The 15,009-nt window shown below is 64.6% G+C and carries 10 protein-coding genes and 1 tRNA gene; 4 read left to right on the top strand and 7 right to left on the bottom strand.

What is annotated here, in order from left to right:
• The first annotated feature begins 41 nt into the window (after window positions 1–41).
• Genes ihpA through C7G41_RS24520 form a run of 4 tightly spaced genes read left to right on the top strand, consistent with a single transcriptional unit; the run spans window position 42 to window position 6,448 of the window.
• On the top strand, window positions 42–1,316 hold the full coding sequence (gene ihpA / locus C7G41_RS24535; protein ID WP_106944935.1) for a divalent metal ion exporter subunit IhpA: 1,275 nt from the start codon (window positions 42–44) through the stop codon (window positions 1,314–1,316).
• Window positions 1,313–2,290 carry a divalent metal ion exporter adaptor subunit IhpB gene (ihpB, locus tag C7G41_RS24530; RefSeq protein ID WP_106944934.1) on the top strand — a complete coding sequence of 326 codons (978 nt, stop codon included), beginning with the start codon at window positions 1,313–1,315 and terminating at the stop codon, window positions 2,288–2,290. The genes ihpA and ihpB overlap by 4 nt, the downstream gene beginning before the upstream one ends.
• On the top strand, window positions 2,283–5,492 hold the full coding sequence (locus C7G41_RS24525) for an efflux RND transporter permease subunit (RefSeq protein WP_106944933.1): 3,210 nt from the start codon (window positions 2,283–2,285) through the stop codon (window positions 5,490–5,492). Before ihpB ends, C7G41_RS24525 begins: the two co-directional genes overlap by 8 nt.
• Window positions 5,493–5,494: 2 nt before the next feature.
• Window positions 5,495–6,448 (top strand): cation diffusion facilitator family transporter, encoded by a 954-nt coding sequence (locus tag C7G41_RS24520; RefSeq protein WP_199198581.1) that lies wholly within the window; start codon window positions 5,495–5,497, stop codon window positions 6,446–6,448.
• A 130-nt stretch (window positions 6,449–6,578) separates the two neighbouring features.
• Here C7G41_RS24520 and C7G41_RS24515 read toward each other — a convergent pair whose 3' ends face one another.
• The 7 genes from C7G41_RS24515 to tig form a co-directional block, all read right to left on the bottom strand.
• The gene (locus C7G41_RS24515) at window positions 6,579–7,439 is read right to left on the bottom strand and encodes a class I SAM-dependent methyltransferase (protein WP_106944932.1); all 861 of its coding nucleotides are present in this window, start codon (window positions 7,437–7,439) and stop codon (window positions 6,579–6,581) included.
• A 69-nt stretch (window positions 7,440–7,508) separates the two neighbouring features.
• A tRNA-Val gene (locus C7G41_RS24510) sits at window positions 7,509–7,585 on the bottom strand.
• 63 nt (window positions 7,586–7,648) lie between these two features.
• Window positions 7,649–8,053 (bottom strand): GFA family protein, encoded by a 405-nt coding sequence (locus C7G41_RS24505; protein WP_106945048.1) that lies wholly within the window; start codon window positions 8,051–8,053, stop codon window positions 7,649–7,651.
• 74 nt (window positions 8,054–8,127) lie between these two features.
• Window positions 8,128–10,551, bottom strand: a complete 2,424-nt coding sequence (lon, locus tag C7G41_RS24500; RefSeq protein WP_106944931.1) for an endopeptidase La — start codon at window positions 10,549–10,551, stop codon at window positions 8,128–8,130.
• A 323-nt stretch (window positions 10,552–10,874) separates the two neighbouring features.
• Entirely contained in the window at window positions 10,875–12,146 is a 1,272-nt protein-coding gene (gene clpX / locus C7G41_RS24495) for an ATP-dependent Clp protease ATP-binding subunit ClpX (protein ID WP_007603503.1), read from the bottom strand.
• 441 nt (window positions 12,147–12,587) lie between these two features.
• Window positions 12,588–13,223, bottom strand: a complete 636-nt coding sequence (locus C7G41_RS24490; RefSeq protein ID WP_106944930.1) for an ATP-dependent Clp protease proteolytic subunit — start codon at window positions 13,221–13,223, stop codon at window positions 12,588–12,590.
• A 306-nt stretch (window positions 13,224–13,529) separates the two neighbouring features.
• Window positions 13,530–14,891 carry a trigger factor gene (gene tig / locus C7G41_RS24485; RefSeq protein WP_106944929.1) on the bottom strand — a complete coding sequence of 454 codons (1,362 nt, stop codon included), beginning with the start codon at window positions 14,889–14,891 and terminating at the stop codon, window positions 13,530–13,532.
• Window positions 14,892–15,009: the final 118 nt, after the last annotated feature.

Here is a 15,009-nt window from a genome sequence, read left to right as displayed (position 1 = left end):
CGCCCCGCGCCCATGAGGTTCATCCTTCACAGGTCGGTTTCATGTTTTGCAAGGGAATGGCCGCGCGCGTGGCGTGCGCGGCAGCGTGTCTGATTGCCGGATTGGCGCTTGCGCCGTCTCACGCCCAGACTCTGACGATGCGGAGCGCGCTTGCGCGCGCGCTGGCCACGAGCCCGCGGCTCACCGCGGCGGAGCGCGATGTCGGCATCGCCACGGGCCAGCGCATCCAGGCGGGCGCGCTTCTCAATCCGGAACTGACCTACGAACAGGACAATTCGTTCGGGTCGGGCATCTATCGCGGCACGCGATCGGCCGAGACCACGCTCCAGATCAGCCAGGCCTTCGAGTTGTTCGGCAAGCGCGACGCGCGGATTGCCGCGGGTGTCGCCGGCATCGAGGTCGCCGCGATCCAGCGCAAGGCCGTCAGGCTGGAGGTGCTGTCGGAGACCGCGATCGCCTTCCTCAGCGTGCTCGGCGCACAGCGGCGCATCCAGATCCTCGACGAGCAGATCACCGCTATCGACCGGCTGACGCCGCTTCTTCGCCGTCGCGTCGAGGCCGGCGCCTCCTCGCCGGCCGAAACCGGCCGTGCGGAAGTGGCATCCGCGCTCGTGAAGGCCGACCGCGAGCGTTTCAAGGCGACGCTGGCCAGCGCCCGGCGCGAGCTTGCGGTCTTGATGGGCGACGCGGCACCGAAATTCGGCGAGGTCTCCGGACGGCTCGACACCATGGGACGGCCGCCGACATTCCAGTCCGTCGTCGCCGCGATCGATGCCAATCCGCAGCTGGTGCGCTGGACCGCGATCTATGCCCAGCGCAATGCCGAGCTGTTGCTGGCGCGGCTCAGGCCATATCCCGATGTGCGGATCGCGGCCGGCTGGCGTCATTTCAACGAGACCAATGACGACGCGGCGCGCCTCACCGTCTCGGTGCCGATTCCCGTGTTCGACCAGAACCAGGGCAATATCCTCTCGGCGCAGGAAAGCCTCGCCAAGACCAAGGCCGAACGCGAGGCCAACCGCAACACGCTGATCGTGGTCGCCGGCCGCGCCTACGACTCGCTCCAGGGCTCGCTGCGCGAGCTCGCGGTGCTACGCGAGAGCGCCATTCCCAAGGCCACCGAAGCCTCGGACGCCATCGCTCAGGGCTACGGCCAGGGCCGCTTCAGCCTGCTCGAAGTGCTCGACGCCCAGGCGAGCGTTACCCAGGCGCGGCTGCGCGAGCAGGAGGCGCTGCAGAATTTCCACGCGGGGGTGGCGACAATCGAAGGCCTCGTCGGCAATCCCTTCACGCTGGCGCGGGAGAGCGCACGATGAAGACATCCTCCACCATCCTCGTCGCATTCGTTGCCGCCGTACTCGGCGCTTACGGCTATTCCCTGCTCGGCCCGGCCAAGGTCGAGCATGCCGAACACGCCGCAGAGAAGAAGCCGGAGAAGCCCAATGATCATGTCGAGCAGGACGAGCATGGCGCGGACCGGATCCGCATCTCCGACGTCAAGCTTGCAGCCGCAGGCGTGACGCTGGCGGAAGCCGCGAGCGTCACGCTGACCGACACGCTCGCCTTCAACGGCATCCTGCGCGCCAACCAGGAAGCCGTGGTGCAGGTGACGCCGCGCTTTCCCGGCGTCGCCAAATCGATCCAGAAGCGCATCGGCGACAAGGTCGGCAAGGACGATCTGCTCGCCGCGATCGAGAGCAACCAGAGCCTCACCGTCTACGAGCTCAAGGCGCCGATTGCCGGCACCATCATCGAGCGGCAGATCTCGCTCGGCGAATACGCCTCCGAGCAGAAGCCGGCCTTCGTCGTCGCCGACCTCTCCACCATCTGGGTCGAGCTGTCGATCTATCGGCAGGATCTGCGGCGCGTTCGCCTCAACGACGAGGTGCTGATCGATCCCGACGACGGCCGCGGCGAGATCAAGGGCACCATCTCCTACATGGCCCCGATCGGCAGCAGCGAGACCCAGACCGCGCTGGCGCGCGTGGTGCTGCCAAATCCGGACGGACGCTTGCGTCCCGGCCTGTTCGTCACGGCACGGTTGATCCTCGCCGCACGCAACGTCGCGGTCGCCGTGCGCCGAAGCGCGATCCAGACTCTGGAGAACAGAACCATCGTGTTCGTCCGCGAGGACGGCGACAAGATCGAGGCACGCCCGGTGGAGCTCGGCGACTCCGACCCGCGCCATGTCGAGATCAGGGCCGGTCTATCGGCCGGCGAGCATTACGTCGCGGAAAACAGCTTCGTCGTGAAGGCGGAGATGGGCAAAGGCGAGGCCGAGCATGATTGAGCATCTCATCGCGGTCTCGCTGCAGCAGCGCTGGCTGGTCCTGCTGTTCGCGCTCGCAGCCGGCGGCTTCGGCGCCTGGAACTTCACCCGCCTGCCGATCGACGCCGTCCCTGACGTCACCAACGTCCAGGTCCAGATCAACACCCGCGCGCCGGGCCTGTCGCCGCTCGAATCCGAGCAGCGCATCACCTTCCCGATCGAGACGGCGATGGGCGGTCTTCCGAAGCTCGACTATACCCGCTCGATCTCGCGCTACGGTCTCAGCCAGGTCACCGTCGTGTTCCAGGACGGCACCGACATCTATTTCGCCCGGCAGCTCGTCAACGAGCGCATCCAGCAGGCGAAGGACCAGTTGCCTGTCGGCACCGAGGTCGCGATGGGCCCGATCTCGACCGGGCTCGGCGAGATCTATGTTTATTCCGTCGAGGCCAAGCCCGGCGCGAAATCGCCTGCAGGCACCGAGTTCACACCGACGGAGCTGCGCACCATCCAGGACTGGATCATCAAGCCGCAGCTACGCACCATTCCCGGCGTGGTCGAGGTCAACTCGATCGGCGGCTATGAACGGCAATTCCACGTGCTACCGATCCCCGGCCGGCTGATGGCCTACAAGCTCGGCTTCCGCGACATCATGACGGCGCTGGCCGCCAATAATGCCAATGTCGGCGCCGGCTATATCGAGCGCAACGGTGAGCAATATCTGGTACGCGCGCCCGGCCAGGTCGCCAATATCGGAGAGATCCGCGACGTCGTGATCGGCTCGCGCGGCGGCGTGCCGGTGCGCATCCGCGACGTCGCCGACGTCCAGGAAGGTCAGGACCTGCGCAGCGGCGCAGCCTCGGCCAACGGCACGGAGACGGTGCTCGGCACCGCCATGCTCCTGATCGGCGAGAACAGCCGCAGCGTGGCGCAACGCGTGAAGGCGAAGCTTACGGAGATCGCGAAATCACTGCCCGACGGCGTGATCGCGCGCGCGGTCTACGACCGCACGCATCTGGTGGAAGCGACCATTCAGACCGTCGAGAAGAACCTCATTGAGGGCGCGGCGCTGGTGATCGCGGTGCTGTTCCTGATCCTCGGCAACATCCGCGCCGCGCTGATCACCGCCTGCGTCATCCCGCTGTCGATGCTGTTCACGATCACGGGCATGGTCGAGAGCAAGGTCAGCGCCAATCTGATGAGTCTGGGCGCGATCGACTTCGGCATCATCGTCGACGGCGCCGTCATCATCGTCGAGAACTGCCTGCGGCTGCTGGCCGCCGAGCAGCACCGGCGCGGCCGGCTGCTGACGCTGGAGGAGCGGATGGAGACGATCCGCGCAGGCAGCAGCGAGGTCATCAAGCCGAGCCTGTTCGGCACGCTCATCATCGCCGTGGTCTATTTGCCGGTCCTGACCCTGACGGGGACCGAGGGCAAGATGTTCACACCGATGGCGCTGACCGTGCTGATGGCGCTCGCGGGTGCGGCGCTGTTGTCCGTCACCTTCGTTCCGGCTGCGGTCGCGATCTTTGTCACCGGCAAAGTCTTGGAGAGAGAGAACGTGTTCATGCGGGCGGCCAAGCGGTTCTATGTGCCGCTGCTCGACCGCGCCATCCGCTACCGCGGCAGCGTCGCGTTCGCTGCCATGCTGATCGTCGCCGGTAGCATCTTCGCCGCGACGCGCATGGGCGGCGAGTTCATCCCGAGCCTCGACGAAGGCGACATTACCATCGAAACCATCCGGATTCCCGGTACCAGCCTGACCCAGAGCGTCAGCATGCAGCTCCGGCTGGAAATGGCGATCAAGCAGGTACCGGAGGTCGCGACCATCTTCTCCAAGATCGGTACCGCCGAGATCGCCAACGATCCGATGCCGCCGAATATGACCGACACCTATGTCACGCTCAAGCCACGCGACGAATGGCCTGATCCCGCCAAGCCGAAGAATGAGGTGATCGAGGAGATCGAACGCGCCGCCAACACCCTGCCCGGCACCGCCTATGGCATGACCCAGCCGATTCAGATGCGCTTCAACGAGCTGATCGCCGGCATCCGCACCGACGTCGGCGTGAAAATCTTCGGCGACGATCTCGACGTGCTCGCCGCCATCGCCCAACAGGTCAACGGCGTCGTCCGCGCCATCGAGGGCGCTGCCGACGTCAAGACCGAGCAGGTCGCGGGCCTGCCGATCCTCACCGTCAAGCTCGACCGCCAGGCGCTGTCGCGCTACGGCCTCAGCATCAGCGAGGTCCAGAACCTCGTCGAGATCGCGATCGGCGGCAAGCCGGTGGGCAAGTTGTTCGAGGGCGATCGCCGCTTCGACATTGTGGTGCGGCTGCCGGAAAACCTGCGGGCCAACCCCGACACAATCAAGTCGCTGCCGATCCCGCTGCCGCCGGGTGAGGATGTGGCGGCCGTCACGAAAACCGCCTGGCCGGGCGCAAACGCGCCGTTGCGGTACGTCCCCCTGTCCTCTGTCGCAACGATCGAGATCGCGCCCGGCCCCAACCAGATCAGCCGCGAGAACGGCAAGCGCCGCGTAGTGGTCATGGCCAACGTTCGCGGGCGCGACCTGCGCTCCTTCGTCGCCGAGGCCCAGGAGGCGGTGGCCGAGAAGGTCAAGCTGCCACCGGGCTACTGGATCGGCTGGGGCGGACAGTTCGAGCAATTGGTCTCCGCCACCAAGCGGCTGACGATCGTGGTGCCGGTGGCTCTGCTGCTGGTGTTTTTGCTGCTGTTCATGGGCATGGGATCGGTGGCGGATGCGGCGCTGGTGTTCTCCGGCGTGCCGCTGGCGCTGACCGGCGGCGTCGCGGCGCTGCTGCTGCGCGGCATCCCGCTGTCGATCAGCGCCGGCGTCGGCTTCATCGCGCTGTCGGGCGTGGCCGTGCTCAACGGGCTCGTCATCATCGCCTTCATCGAGCGGCTGCGCAGCGAGGGGCACCCCGTTGCCGACGCGGTGCGCGAAGGCGCACTGACGCGCCTGCGTCCGGTGCTGATGACGGCGTTGGTGGCGTCCCTCGGCTTCGTGCCGATGGCCCTTGCCACCGGCGCCGGTGCCGAGGTGCAGCGGCCGCTTGCGACGGTCGTGATCGGCGGCATCATCTCCTCGACCATCCTGACGCTGCTGGTGCTGCCGGCGCTCTACGTGCTGTTCCGCCGTGACGGGGCTGCCGAAAGCCCTACAATGACGCCTGATTTGGCAGCTTCCGGGGAGCGCTAGAATTGGGCAGCCACGACCATCACGGTCATCATCACCACGATCACAGTCACGATCATGGTCCTGGCCACGCGCATGTCCATGCGCCCGCCAGTTTCGGCAAGGCGTTTGCGATCGGCATTTCGCTCAACACGGCGCTGGTCGTGGCCGAGGCCGTCTACGGCTATATCGGCAACTCCACGGCCCTGCTTGCCGACGCCGGCCATAATCTTTCCGACGTGCTCGGCCTGGTCGTGGCCTGGTGCGCATCGATCGCGGCGCGGCGCGCGCCCAGCGGCCGCTTCACCTATGGCCTGCGCGCCTCCACCATCCTGGCGGCGCTGGCGAACGCGGTGTTCCTGCTGGTCGCGACCGGCGCGATCGGCTGGGAGGCGTTTTTGCGCTTGCGCGAACCGGAGCCCGTCGCCGGCATCACCGTGATGGTCATCGCCGGTATCGGCATCCTCATCAACGGTTTTACGGCCATGCTGTTCGCGCGCGGACGCAAGGACGACATCAACATCGAAGGCGCCTATCTGCACATGGCAGCCGACGCCGCGGTCTCGCTCGGCGTCGTCATCTCGGCGGCGCTGATCATCTGGACCGGCTGGCTCTGGCTCGATCCCGTCACCAGCCTCATCATCTGCGCCACCATCCTCTGGAGCACCACCAGCCTGCTGCGCGGCTCCATCGACATGTCGATGGCGGCAGCGCCCAGGGGCACCGACATTGCCGCGATCAGGGTGTTCCTGCTGGCACGTCCTGGCGTGTCGGCGATCCACGATCTCCACGTCTGGCCGATCTCGACCACCGAGACGGCGCTGACCTGCCACCTCGTCATGCCCACCGGCGCCGGCGATGCCTTCCTGATGGAGACGGCGCAGATGCTGAAGAGCTCCCACCGCATCGGCCACACCACCCTTCAGGTCGAGACGCATCCGGACAATGGCTGCGCGCTGGCGCCGGATGACGTGGTGTGAGCGGTCACGGCTCCCTCCAGGTCGTCATTGCGAGGAGCGAAGCGACGAAGCAATCCAGGCTGTCTCCGCGGCGACAGTCTGGATTGCTTCGCTGCGCTCGCAATGACCTTGGAGAGAGCTCCGCCGACGCCTACACCGCCTTCGCCGTCACGATCCAGATCGCGCCCTGAAGCGCCACGCTCTGCCCCTTCAGAAACGGCGTGAGCATATCGCGGATCGAGGCTTTTGCCGCGGCATACGTCTCCGGCGGATGGCCCTGCAGCGCACGGCTGGCCGGGCCGATCTGGAGCGAGCCCTCGACCGCGGCATCGAGCCCGCCACCGATTGCGACATCCATCGCGAGATTGTGCGGCTCCATCGCGACGTCGACGAAGCCCGCGCCGTTCAGGATGCGCGTCACGCGCTCTTCCGCGGCGAACGCGAACGGGCCCGGCTCTTCCGGCCCGACCGGCGGCATCTTGGGCACATGTTTGTAGACCGCCATCAACGGCGCCATCATCCAGGGATTTTCCTTCGGCTCGCGCCAGCAGGCAAATGCCAGCCGGCCCGTCGGCTTCAGCGCGCGGCGGAGGTTGGTGAAAGACGCAATGGGATCAGCGAAGAACATCACGCCGAACCGCGAGGCCAGCAGGTCAAAACTCGCCGGCTCGAACGGATGCACCGTCGCATCCGCCAGCACGAAATCCAGCGGCAGGCCTTTTGGCGCAAACGCGCGCGCCTGCGACAGCATCGGTTCGGAGACGTCGAGCCCGAGTGCGAAGCCATCAGGCGCGACCGCCTTCGCGAACGCGAACGTCGTCGCACCGGAGCCGCAACCGACGTCGAGGACACGCTCGCCCGGCTTCGGCCTGGCGCGGTCGATCAGCACATCGGCAATGGGTCCGAGCAGGCTCTCCTGCGCCGCATGGCGATCGGCCCAGCGCTGCCCGCTGGGGCCGTTCCAGTAAGCGATCTGGTCGGCGTTGGATTCGTGTCCGCTGGGCTGTTGCATCAGGGCCTCCCGTTCGGCGGCCCGCTTGGGCTGGCCTGCGAAGCCATCGCCCGCGACGCGAACAAGGGCTGGTGGGCGGTCACGGATTCGAACCGCGGACCCTCTCGGTGTAAACGAGATGCTCTAACCAGCTGAGCTAACCGCCCCTCGCCGCTTCTTTATCCCCACCGGCCCCGAACGGGCAAGCGCGGAACTCCACTTCCTGGGCCTCAATCCCCCGGCCTCCCCGGCAGCAATGGCACCGCGTCGATCCATACCGCCGCCGACTGGCACCAGATCTGCCTGACCGGCCGCAATTTGTCGCGCTGGCGGATGCTGCCCCAGCGGATGCCCCAATCGGCGGCCTGGTCGCCCTCGCCGCTCGTGAACAGCGGGGAACCGCAGTCGGCGCAAAAATGTTGGAAGCGCATCCGGCCGTTGTCGCCGCGCTTGCCGTAGATCCTGGGCGTGCCGCCGGTCAGGCGGACATCGGCGCCGGAACAGACGGCCGTCACCCGGAACGGCGAGCCGGTCAGCGTCTGGCAATCGGTGCAGTGGCAGACCGACACCGTCTCCGGGTCGACCTCGGCTTCAAAGGTGATCTGGCCGCAATGGCATTGCCCATCAATGTGCATTGTCGTCATCCGCTGCCCCCAAACAAAAACGGCGCCCGAAGGCGCCGTTTTATCATCTTTTTCGAGCTGCGATCTCAGTGAGCGGTCAGGCCGCCGGCGGCTTCGTCGCCGTCCGGCTTCACCGTCACCTTGGTGTCCTCTTCCCAGACGATCGGCACCGGCTTCTTCACCAAGGCCTTTGCAACGACGTCGTCGAGGCGCGAGACCGGGATGATCTCCATGCCGCCCTTGATCGCATCGGAAATCTCCGTGAGATCCTTGGCGTTGTCTTCCGGGATCAGCACCGTCTTGATGCCGCCGCGGGCAGCAGCCAGCAGCTTCTCCTTCAGGCCGCCGATCGGCAGCACGCGGCCGCGCAGCGTGATCTCGCCGGTCATCGCGACATCGTGGCGGACCGGGATGCCGGTCATGACCGAGATGATCGCGGTGGCCATCGCCACACCCGCCGACGGACCGTCCTTCGGCGTCGCGCCTTCCGGCACGTGCACGTGGATGTCGCGGCGGTCGAACAGCGGCGGCTCGATGCCGTAGACGATCGCGCGCGAGCGGACGTAGGACGCCGCAGCCGAGATCGACTCCTTCATCACGTCACGCAGATTGCCCGTGACCGTCATCTTGCCCTTGCCGGGCATCATGACGCCTTCGATGGTCAGCAGCTCGCCGCCGACATCGGTCCAGGCAAGTCCGGTGACGATGCCGACCTGCGGCTCGCTCTCGATCTCGCCGTAGCGATACTTCGGCACGCCGAGCAGCTCTTCCAGAGTCTTCTCGGTGACCTTGACCGTCTTCTTCTTGGAGATCATCAGCTCCTTCACCGCCTTGCGGGCGAGTGTGGAGAGCTCACGCTCCAGGTTGCGCACGCCCGCTTCGCGGGTGTAGCGGCGGATCAGAAGCAGCAGCGCGTCGTCGTCGATCGAGAACTCCTTGGAGTCCAGGCCGTGCTTGGACACCGCGGTCGGGATCAAGTGCTTGCGCGCGATCTCGACCTTCTCGTTCTCGGTATAGCCCGCGATCCGGATGATCTCCATGCGGTCCATCAGCGGTCCCGGAATATTGAGCGTATTCGCGGTCGTGATGAACATCACGTTGGAGAGATCGTAGTCGACCTCGAGATAGTGGTCGTTGAAGGTCGAGTTCTGCTCGGGGTCGAGGACCTCGAGCAGCGCCGAGGACGGATCGCCGCGGAAATCGGCGCCCATCTTGTCGATCTCGTCCAACAGGAACAGCGGATTTGACGACTTCGCCTTCCGCATCGACTGGATGATCTTGCCGGGCATCGAACCGATATAGGTGCGGCGGTGACCGCGGATCTCGGCCTCGTCACGCACGCCACCGAGCGAGACGCGCACGAACTCGCGCCCCGTCGCCTTCGCGATCGACTTGCCAAGCGACGTCTTGCCGACACCGGGAGGGCCGACGAGACACAGGATCGGGCCGGTCAGCTTGTTGGCGCGCGACTGCACGGCGAGGTACTCGACGATGCGGTCCTTGACCTTCTCCAGCCCGTAGTGATCAGCATCCAGAACCGCCTGCGCGGCTGCCAGATCCTTCTTCACCTTGGACTTCTTGTTCCACGGGATCGACAGCAGCCAATCCAGGTAGTTGCGCACGACGGTCGCTTCCGCGGACATCGGCGACATCTGGCGCAGCTTCTTCAATTCATGCTGCGCCTTCTCGCGCGCTTCCTTGGAGAGCTTGGTCTTGGAGATCTTCTCTTCGAGATCGGCGAGCTCGTCGCGACCATCGTCGTCGCCGAGCTCCTTCTGGATCGCCTTCATCTGCTCGTTGAGATAGTACTCGCGCTGGGTCTTCTCCATCTGACGCTTGACGCGCGAGCGGATGCGCTTCTCGACCTGGAGCACCGAGATCTCGCTCTCCATCAGGCCCAGCACCTTCTCCAGGCGCTGCGTGACCGACAGAGTCTCCAGGATGCCCTGGCGATCGGCGATCTTGACGGCGAGATGCGAGGCGACGGTGTCGGCGAGCTTGGCGAAATCGGTGATCGCCTGCACGACGCCGACGACCTCGGCCGAGATCTTCTTGTTGAGCTTCACATAGCTCTCGAAGTCGGACACGACCGAGCGCGCCATCGCCTCGGCCTCGACCGACTTCGCATCGGTGTCGGCGAGCGCAATCGCGGTCGCTTCGTAGTAGTCGGCGCGATCGGTGTGCTTCTGCACGCGCGCCCGCTCGAGCCCTTCGACCAGCACCTTCACGGTGCCGTCGGGAAGCTTCAAGAGCTGGAGCACGCTGGCAAGCGTACCGGTCTCGTAAATGGAATCGGGTGCCGGATCATCGTCAGACGCGTTCTTCTGCGTCGCGAGCATGATCAGCGCGTCGTTCTTCATCACCTCTTCGAGCGCGCGGATCGACTTCTCGCGACCGACGAAGAGCGGAACGATCATGTGCGGGAAGACGACGATGTCGCGCAGGGGCAGCACGGGATAGGCGTGTGTCTCGCCATGGACGATGGTTGGCCTGGGTTTTGGATTGGTCATGGCCTTTTCCTTTTGCTTTGCCCCCTTGCACGCAGCCCGCCATGCTCATGCGCAACCGCCACAAGGTGCCGAGGTGATCCGCAAAACCGGCCGGTCCTTTTGAGGTTGGACCGGTTTGCCGAATCGGAACTGAGGCGAATCTTGAAGAGAATTTTTGCTCGCCGCCGACATTAGGTGGCTATCGACCCGGGGGGTGTCAAGTCATTGAAAGACGCGCGCCATCAGGCGCTTACGCACGCAAATAAGCGACGCAACACCGGCTGCGGAGATATTCTCCGCAGCCCTTACTTGAGGAGACGATTGGAGCGTTCCAGCGCCGCAGATCAGGCGCTGGCGTTCTCGACGGCGCGATCGGACCGATCGGCGTAGATGTAGAGCGGACGGGCCGTTCCTTCCACGACTTCGCGGGAAATCACGACTTCTTCCACACCTTCGAGGCCCGGCAGGTCGAACATGGTCTCGAGCAGGATTGCCTCGAGGATCGAACGCAGTCCGCGCGCACCGGTCTTGCGCTCGATGGCCCTGCGGGCAACCGCGCCAAGCGCCTCGTCGGCGAAGGTCAGCTCGATGTTCTCCATCTCGAACAGCCGCTGGTACTGCTTCACCAGCGCGTTCTTCGGCTCGACCAGGATCTTCTTGAGCGAAGCCTCGTCCAGATCCTCCAGCGTCGCCACGACGGGCAGACGGCCGACGAATTCCGGGATCAGGCCATACTTCAGGAGATCCTCCGGCTCGACGTGACGGAAGATTTCGCCGGTACGGCGGTCTTCCGGCGCGAGCACCTGGGCGGCGAAACCGATCGAGGTCGACCGTCCGCGTGCCGAGATGATCTTTTCGAGGCCCGAGAACGCACCACCGCAGATGAACAGGATGTTGGTGGTGTCCACCTGCAGGAATTCCTGCTGCGGATGCTTGCGGCCGCCCTGCGGCGGGACCGAAGCCACCGTGCCTTCCATGATCTTGAGCAGCGCCTGCTGCACGCCCTCACCCGACACGTCGCGCGTGATCGAGGGATTGTCGGACTTTCGGCTGATCTTGTCGATTTCGTCGATATAGACGATGCCGCGCTGGGCACGCTCGACATTGTAGTCGGCAGCCTGGAGCAGCTTCAGGATGATATTCTCGACGTCCTCGCCGACATAGCCGGCTTCGGTCAGCGTCGTCGCATCCGCCATCGTAAACGGCACGTCCAGGATGCGGGCGAGCGTCTGCGCGAGCAGCGTCTTGCCCGAGCCGGTCGGACCGATCAGCAGGATGTTCGACTTCGCAAGCTCGACGTCGTTGTGCTTGGTCTGGTGGTTGAGGCGCTTGTAGTGATTGTGCACCGCGACCGAGAGGACCTTCTTCGCATGGTTCTGGCCGATCACGTAATCGTCCAGCACCTTGCAGATTTCCTTCGGTGTCGGAATCCCGTCGCGCGACTTCACCAGCGAGGATTTGTTCTCCTCGCGAATGATGTCCATGCAGAGCTCGACGCATTCGTCGCAAATGAAGACCGTGGGACCCGCGATCAGTTTGCGAACTTCGTGCTGGCTCTTGCCGCAGAACGAGCAATACAGCGTGTTCTTGGAGTCGCTCGTGCCGACCTTACTCATTCATGTCTCCGTCCGCGGTTCGATCCCGTCCGCTCGATCGCCCTATTCCGGCACGACAGCCGGTACAGTCTTTCAAATAGAGCAAATTCCGTACCAAAAAAGACCCTACGCGTTACATGCCGTGCGAATCACGGTCACTCGATTCTCCGCGATCATAGCCGATCAGTCGTAGCGAACCATGCTGTCACCCGACTATCAAGAATTCGCTAATCGGGGGGCGCCGGCTACCCGTGACAATACCGTGATTTCCGGTCTTGGCACGGGCGAAGTGGTCGAAATCACCCCGGCGTTGCTGGATTGCCACGAAAAACAAGCACGAAAGCGGAACTTTCTGCCTGTCGCAGGGCGCAAAACTGCGTTTTGCGACGCGCGCACGTGTTCTTAACGTGAACGCTCCCTGATAGTGCCGGCGATCCCAGAGGGATTGCCGCCACAGTAGTGCTACGGGGTCTTCGCCGACGCGGCCTCTTCGGCACGCTTGTCGATGACCTTGTCGACCAGGCCGAACTCCTTGGCGTCGCTCGCGGTCAGGAACTTGTCGCGTTCCAGCGCGTCCTCGATCGCCTTGTAGGTCTGGCCGGTGTGCTTCACGTAGATCTCGTTGAGCCGCTTCTTCAGGTTCAGGATTTCCTGGGCGTGCAGCATGATGTCGGTGGCCTGGCCCTGGAAGCCGCCGGAGGGCTGATGCACCATGATGCGCGCGTTCGGCAGCGAGAAGCGCATGTCCTTCTCGCCGGCGCAGAGCAGCAGCGAACCCATCGAGGCGGCCTGGCCCGTGCACAGCGTCGAGACCGGCGGGCGAATGAACTGCATGGTGTCGTAGATCGCGAGGCCCGACGTCACCACGCCGCCGGGCGAGTTGATGTACATCGAGATCTCCTTCTTCGGATTTTCCGCCTCAAGGAACAACAGCTGTGCGACGATCAGCGTCGACATGCCGTCCTCGACCGGCCCGGTCAGGAAGATGATGCGTTCTTTCAGAAGGCGCGAGAAAATGTCGTAGGCGCGCTCGCCACGGTTGGTCTGCTCGACCACCATGGGCACGAGGTTCATGTAGGTTTCAACCGGATCGCGCATGAGTCACCTAGGGTTTTGAAGAGGCGGACATCGCCAGTCCCGGCTGCCAGTCGGGGCTGGATCTGCCGGAAGGCCGATGGACGTCCCGTGATGCAGGAACTTGGCAGAAGGACTTGATGGAAGCAGAAGGCGTAGCGACAGATATAGCCCAATTCGCGCCTGACAAGTGCGGAGCGAATTAAGGCTTAATCCGTAGGGCAGTTGAAGCTGATTCGTACAAAGAGGCCCAGCCGGCCACCTGGCTAGCTCGACCTCTTCGCTGATCATCCTTAATGCAAGGCTGTCCTAAAGGCCCTCCTGGGGCCCTCAGGCGGCGGTCTTTTCCGCCTCGTCGTCCTTGTAGAGATCGTCGCGCGAGACCTTCTTCTCGGTCACGTTGGCGAGCTCGAGGATGAAGTCGACGACCTTGTCCTCATAGATCGGTGCACGAAGCTGGGCCAACGCTTGGGCGTTGCTGCGGTAATAGTCCCAGACCTCCTTCTCGCGGCCCGGCATCGAGCGCGCCCGCTCGATCACGGCACGGCCGACCTCGTCGTCGGTGACGCTGATCTTGTTCTTCTCGCCGATCTCGGAGAGCACGAGGCCGAGCCGCACGCGGCGGTCGGCGATCTTGCGGTACTCTTCCTTGGCGACGTCTTCAGTGGTGTCTTCGTCGGCGAAGGTCTTGCCGGCGGAATCCATCTCGGCCTTCACCGAGTTCCACATCAGATTGAACTCCTCGTCGACCAGCGAGGGCGGAGCCTCGAAGCGATGAGCCTCGTCGAGGCGGTCGAGCAGCGCGCGCTTGACGCGCTGGCGCGTCGCGGTCGCGAACTCGGCAACCAGCCGCTCGCGCGCCGCTTCCTTGAGCTTGTCCAGCGATTCGAGGCCGAGCGTCTTGGCGAACTCGTCGTCGATCGCGATATCCTGCGGCGCCTCGATCAGCGTCGCGGTGGTCTCGAACTCGGCCGGCTGGCCGGCGAGCTTGTCGTTCATGTAGTTCTTGGGGAACGCCACCTTCAGCGTGCGGGTCTCGTTGGTGGCGATGCCGGTGAGCTGCTCTTCGAAGCCGGGGATGAAGGTGTTGGATCCGATCACGACCTGGATGCCCTCGCCGGCGCCGCCCTCGAAGGGTTCGCCGTTGATGGTACCCTTGAAGGCGACGGTGACGCGATCACCCGACTCGGCCTTGGCGCCCTCGCCCTTCGCGGCATAGCCGCGGTTCGAATCGGCGATGCGCTTGATCGCCTCGTCGACGTCGGCGTCAGTGACTTCGGCGACGGGCTTCTCGACCTCGAAGGTCTTGAAGTCGGCGAGCGCGATCGACGGCACCACTTCGATCGCAACCGTGTAGGTCAGATCGGATTTGCCGTTGAGCAGCTCCTCGACCTCGGCCTGCTCGGTCGGCATGGTGATCTTCGGTTCGGTCGCAAGGCGGAAGCCGCGCTCGGAGAACAGCTGCGTGTTGGTGTCGCGGATGGTCTGGTCGATGGTCTCGGCCATCACCGAGCGGCCATAGACCTTCTTGAGGTGCGTGACGGGCACCTTGCCGGGACGGAAGCCGTTGATGCGGACCTTGTCCTTGAGGTCGACGAGCTTGGCACCGGCCTTGGCGTCGAGATCAGACGCGGGAACGCTGATCTTGAACTCGCGCTTCAAACCTTCCGAGAGGGTTTCTGTGACCTGCATGGTGTCCAATCTTCTTCTCGTTCGGTCCCGGCGCGCATGCGTCGGGACGCTGTCATTAATCGATCCGGCGCGAGGCGAACGCCTCAACGCCGGTGGTTCATCGGACCGGCTTCCGGCG

The organism is Bradyrhizobium sp. MOS002 (genome assembly GCF_003020115.1).
Classification (GTDB): domain Bacteria; phylum Pseudomonadota; class Alphaproteobacteria; order Rhizobiales; family Xanthobacteraceae; genus Bradyrhizobium.
The sequence above is the reverse complement of the archived record's forward strand: the minus strand, read 5'-3'. Positions and strand labels throughout refer to the sequence as shown.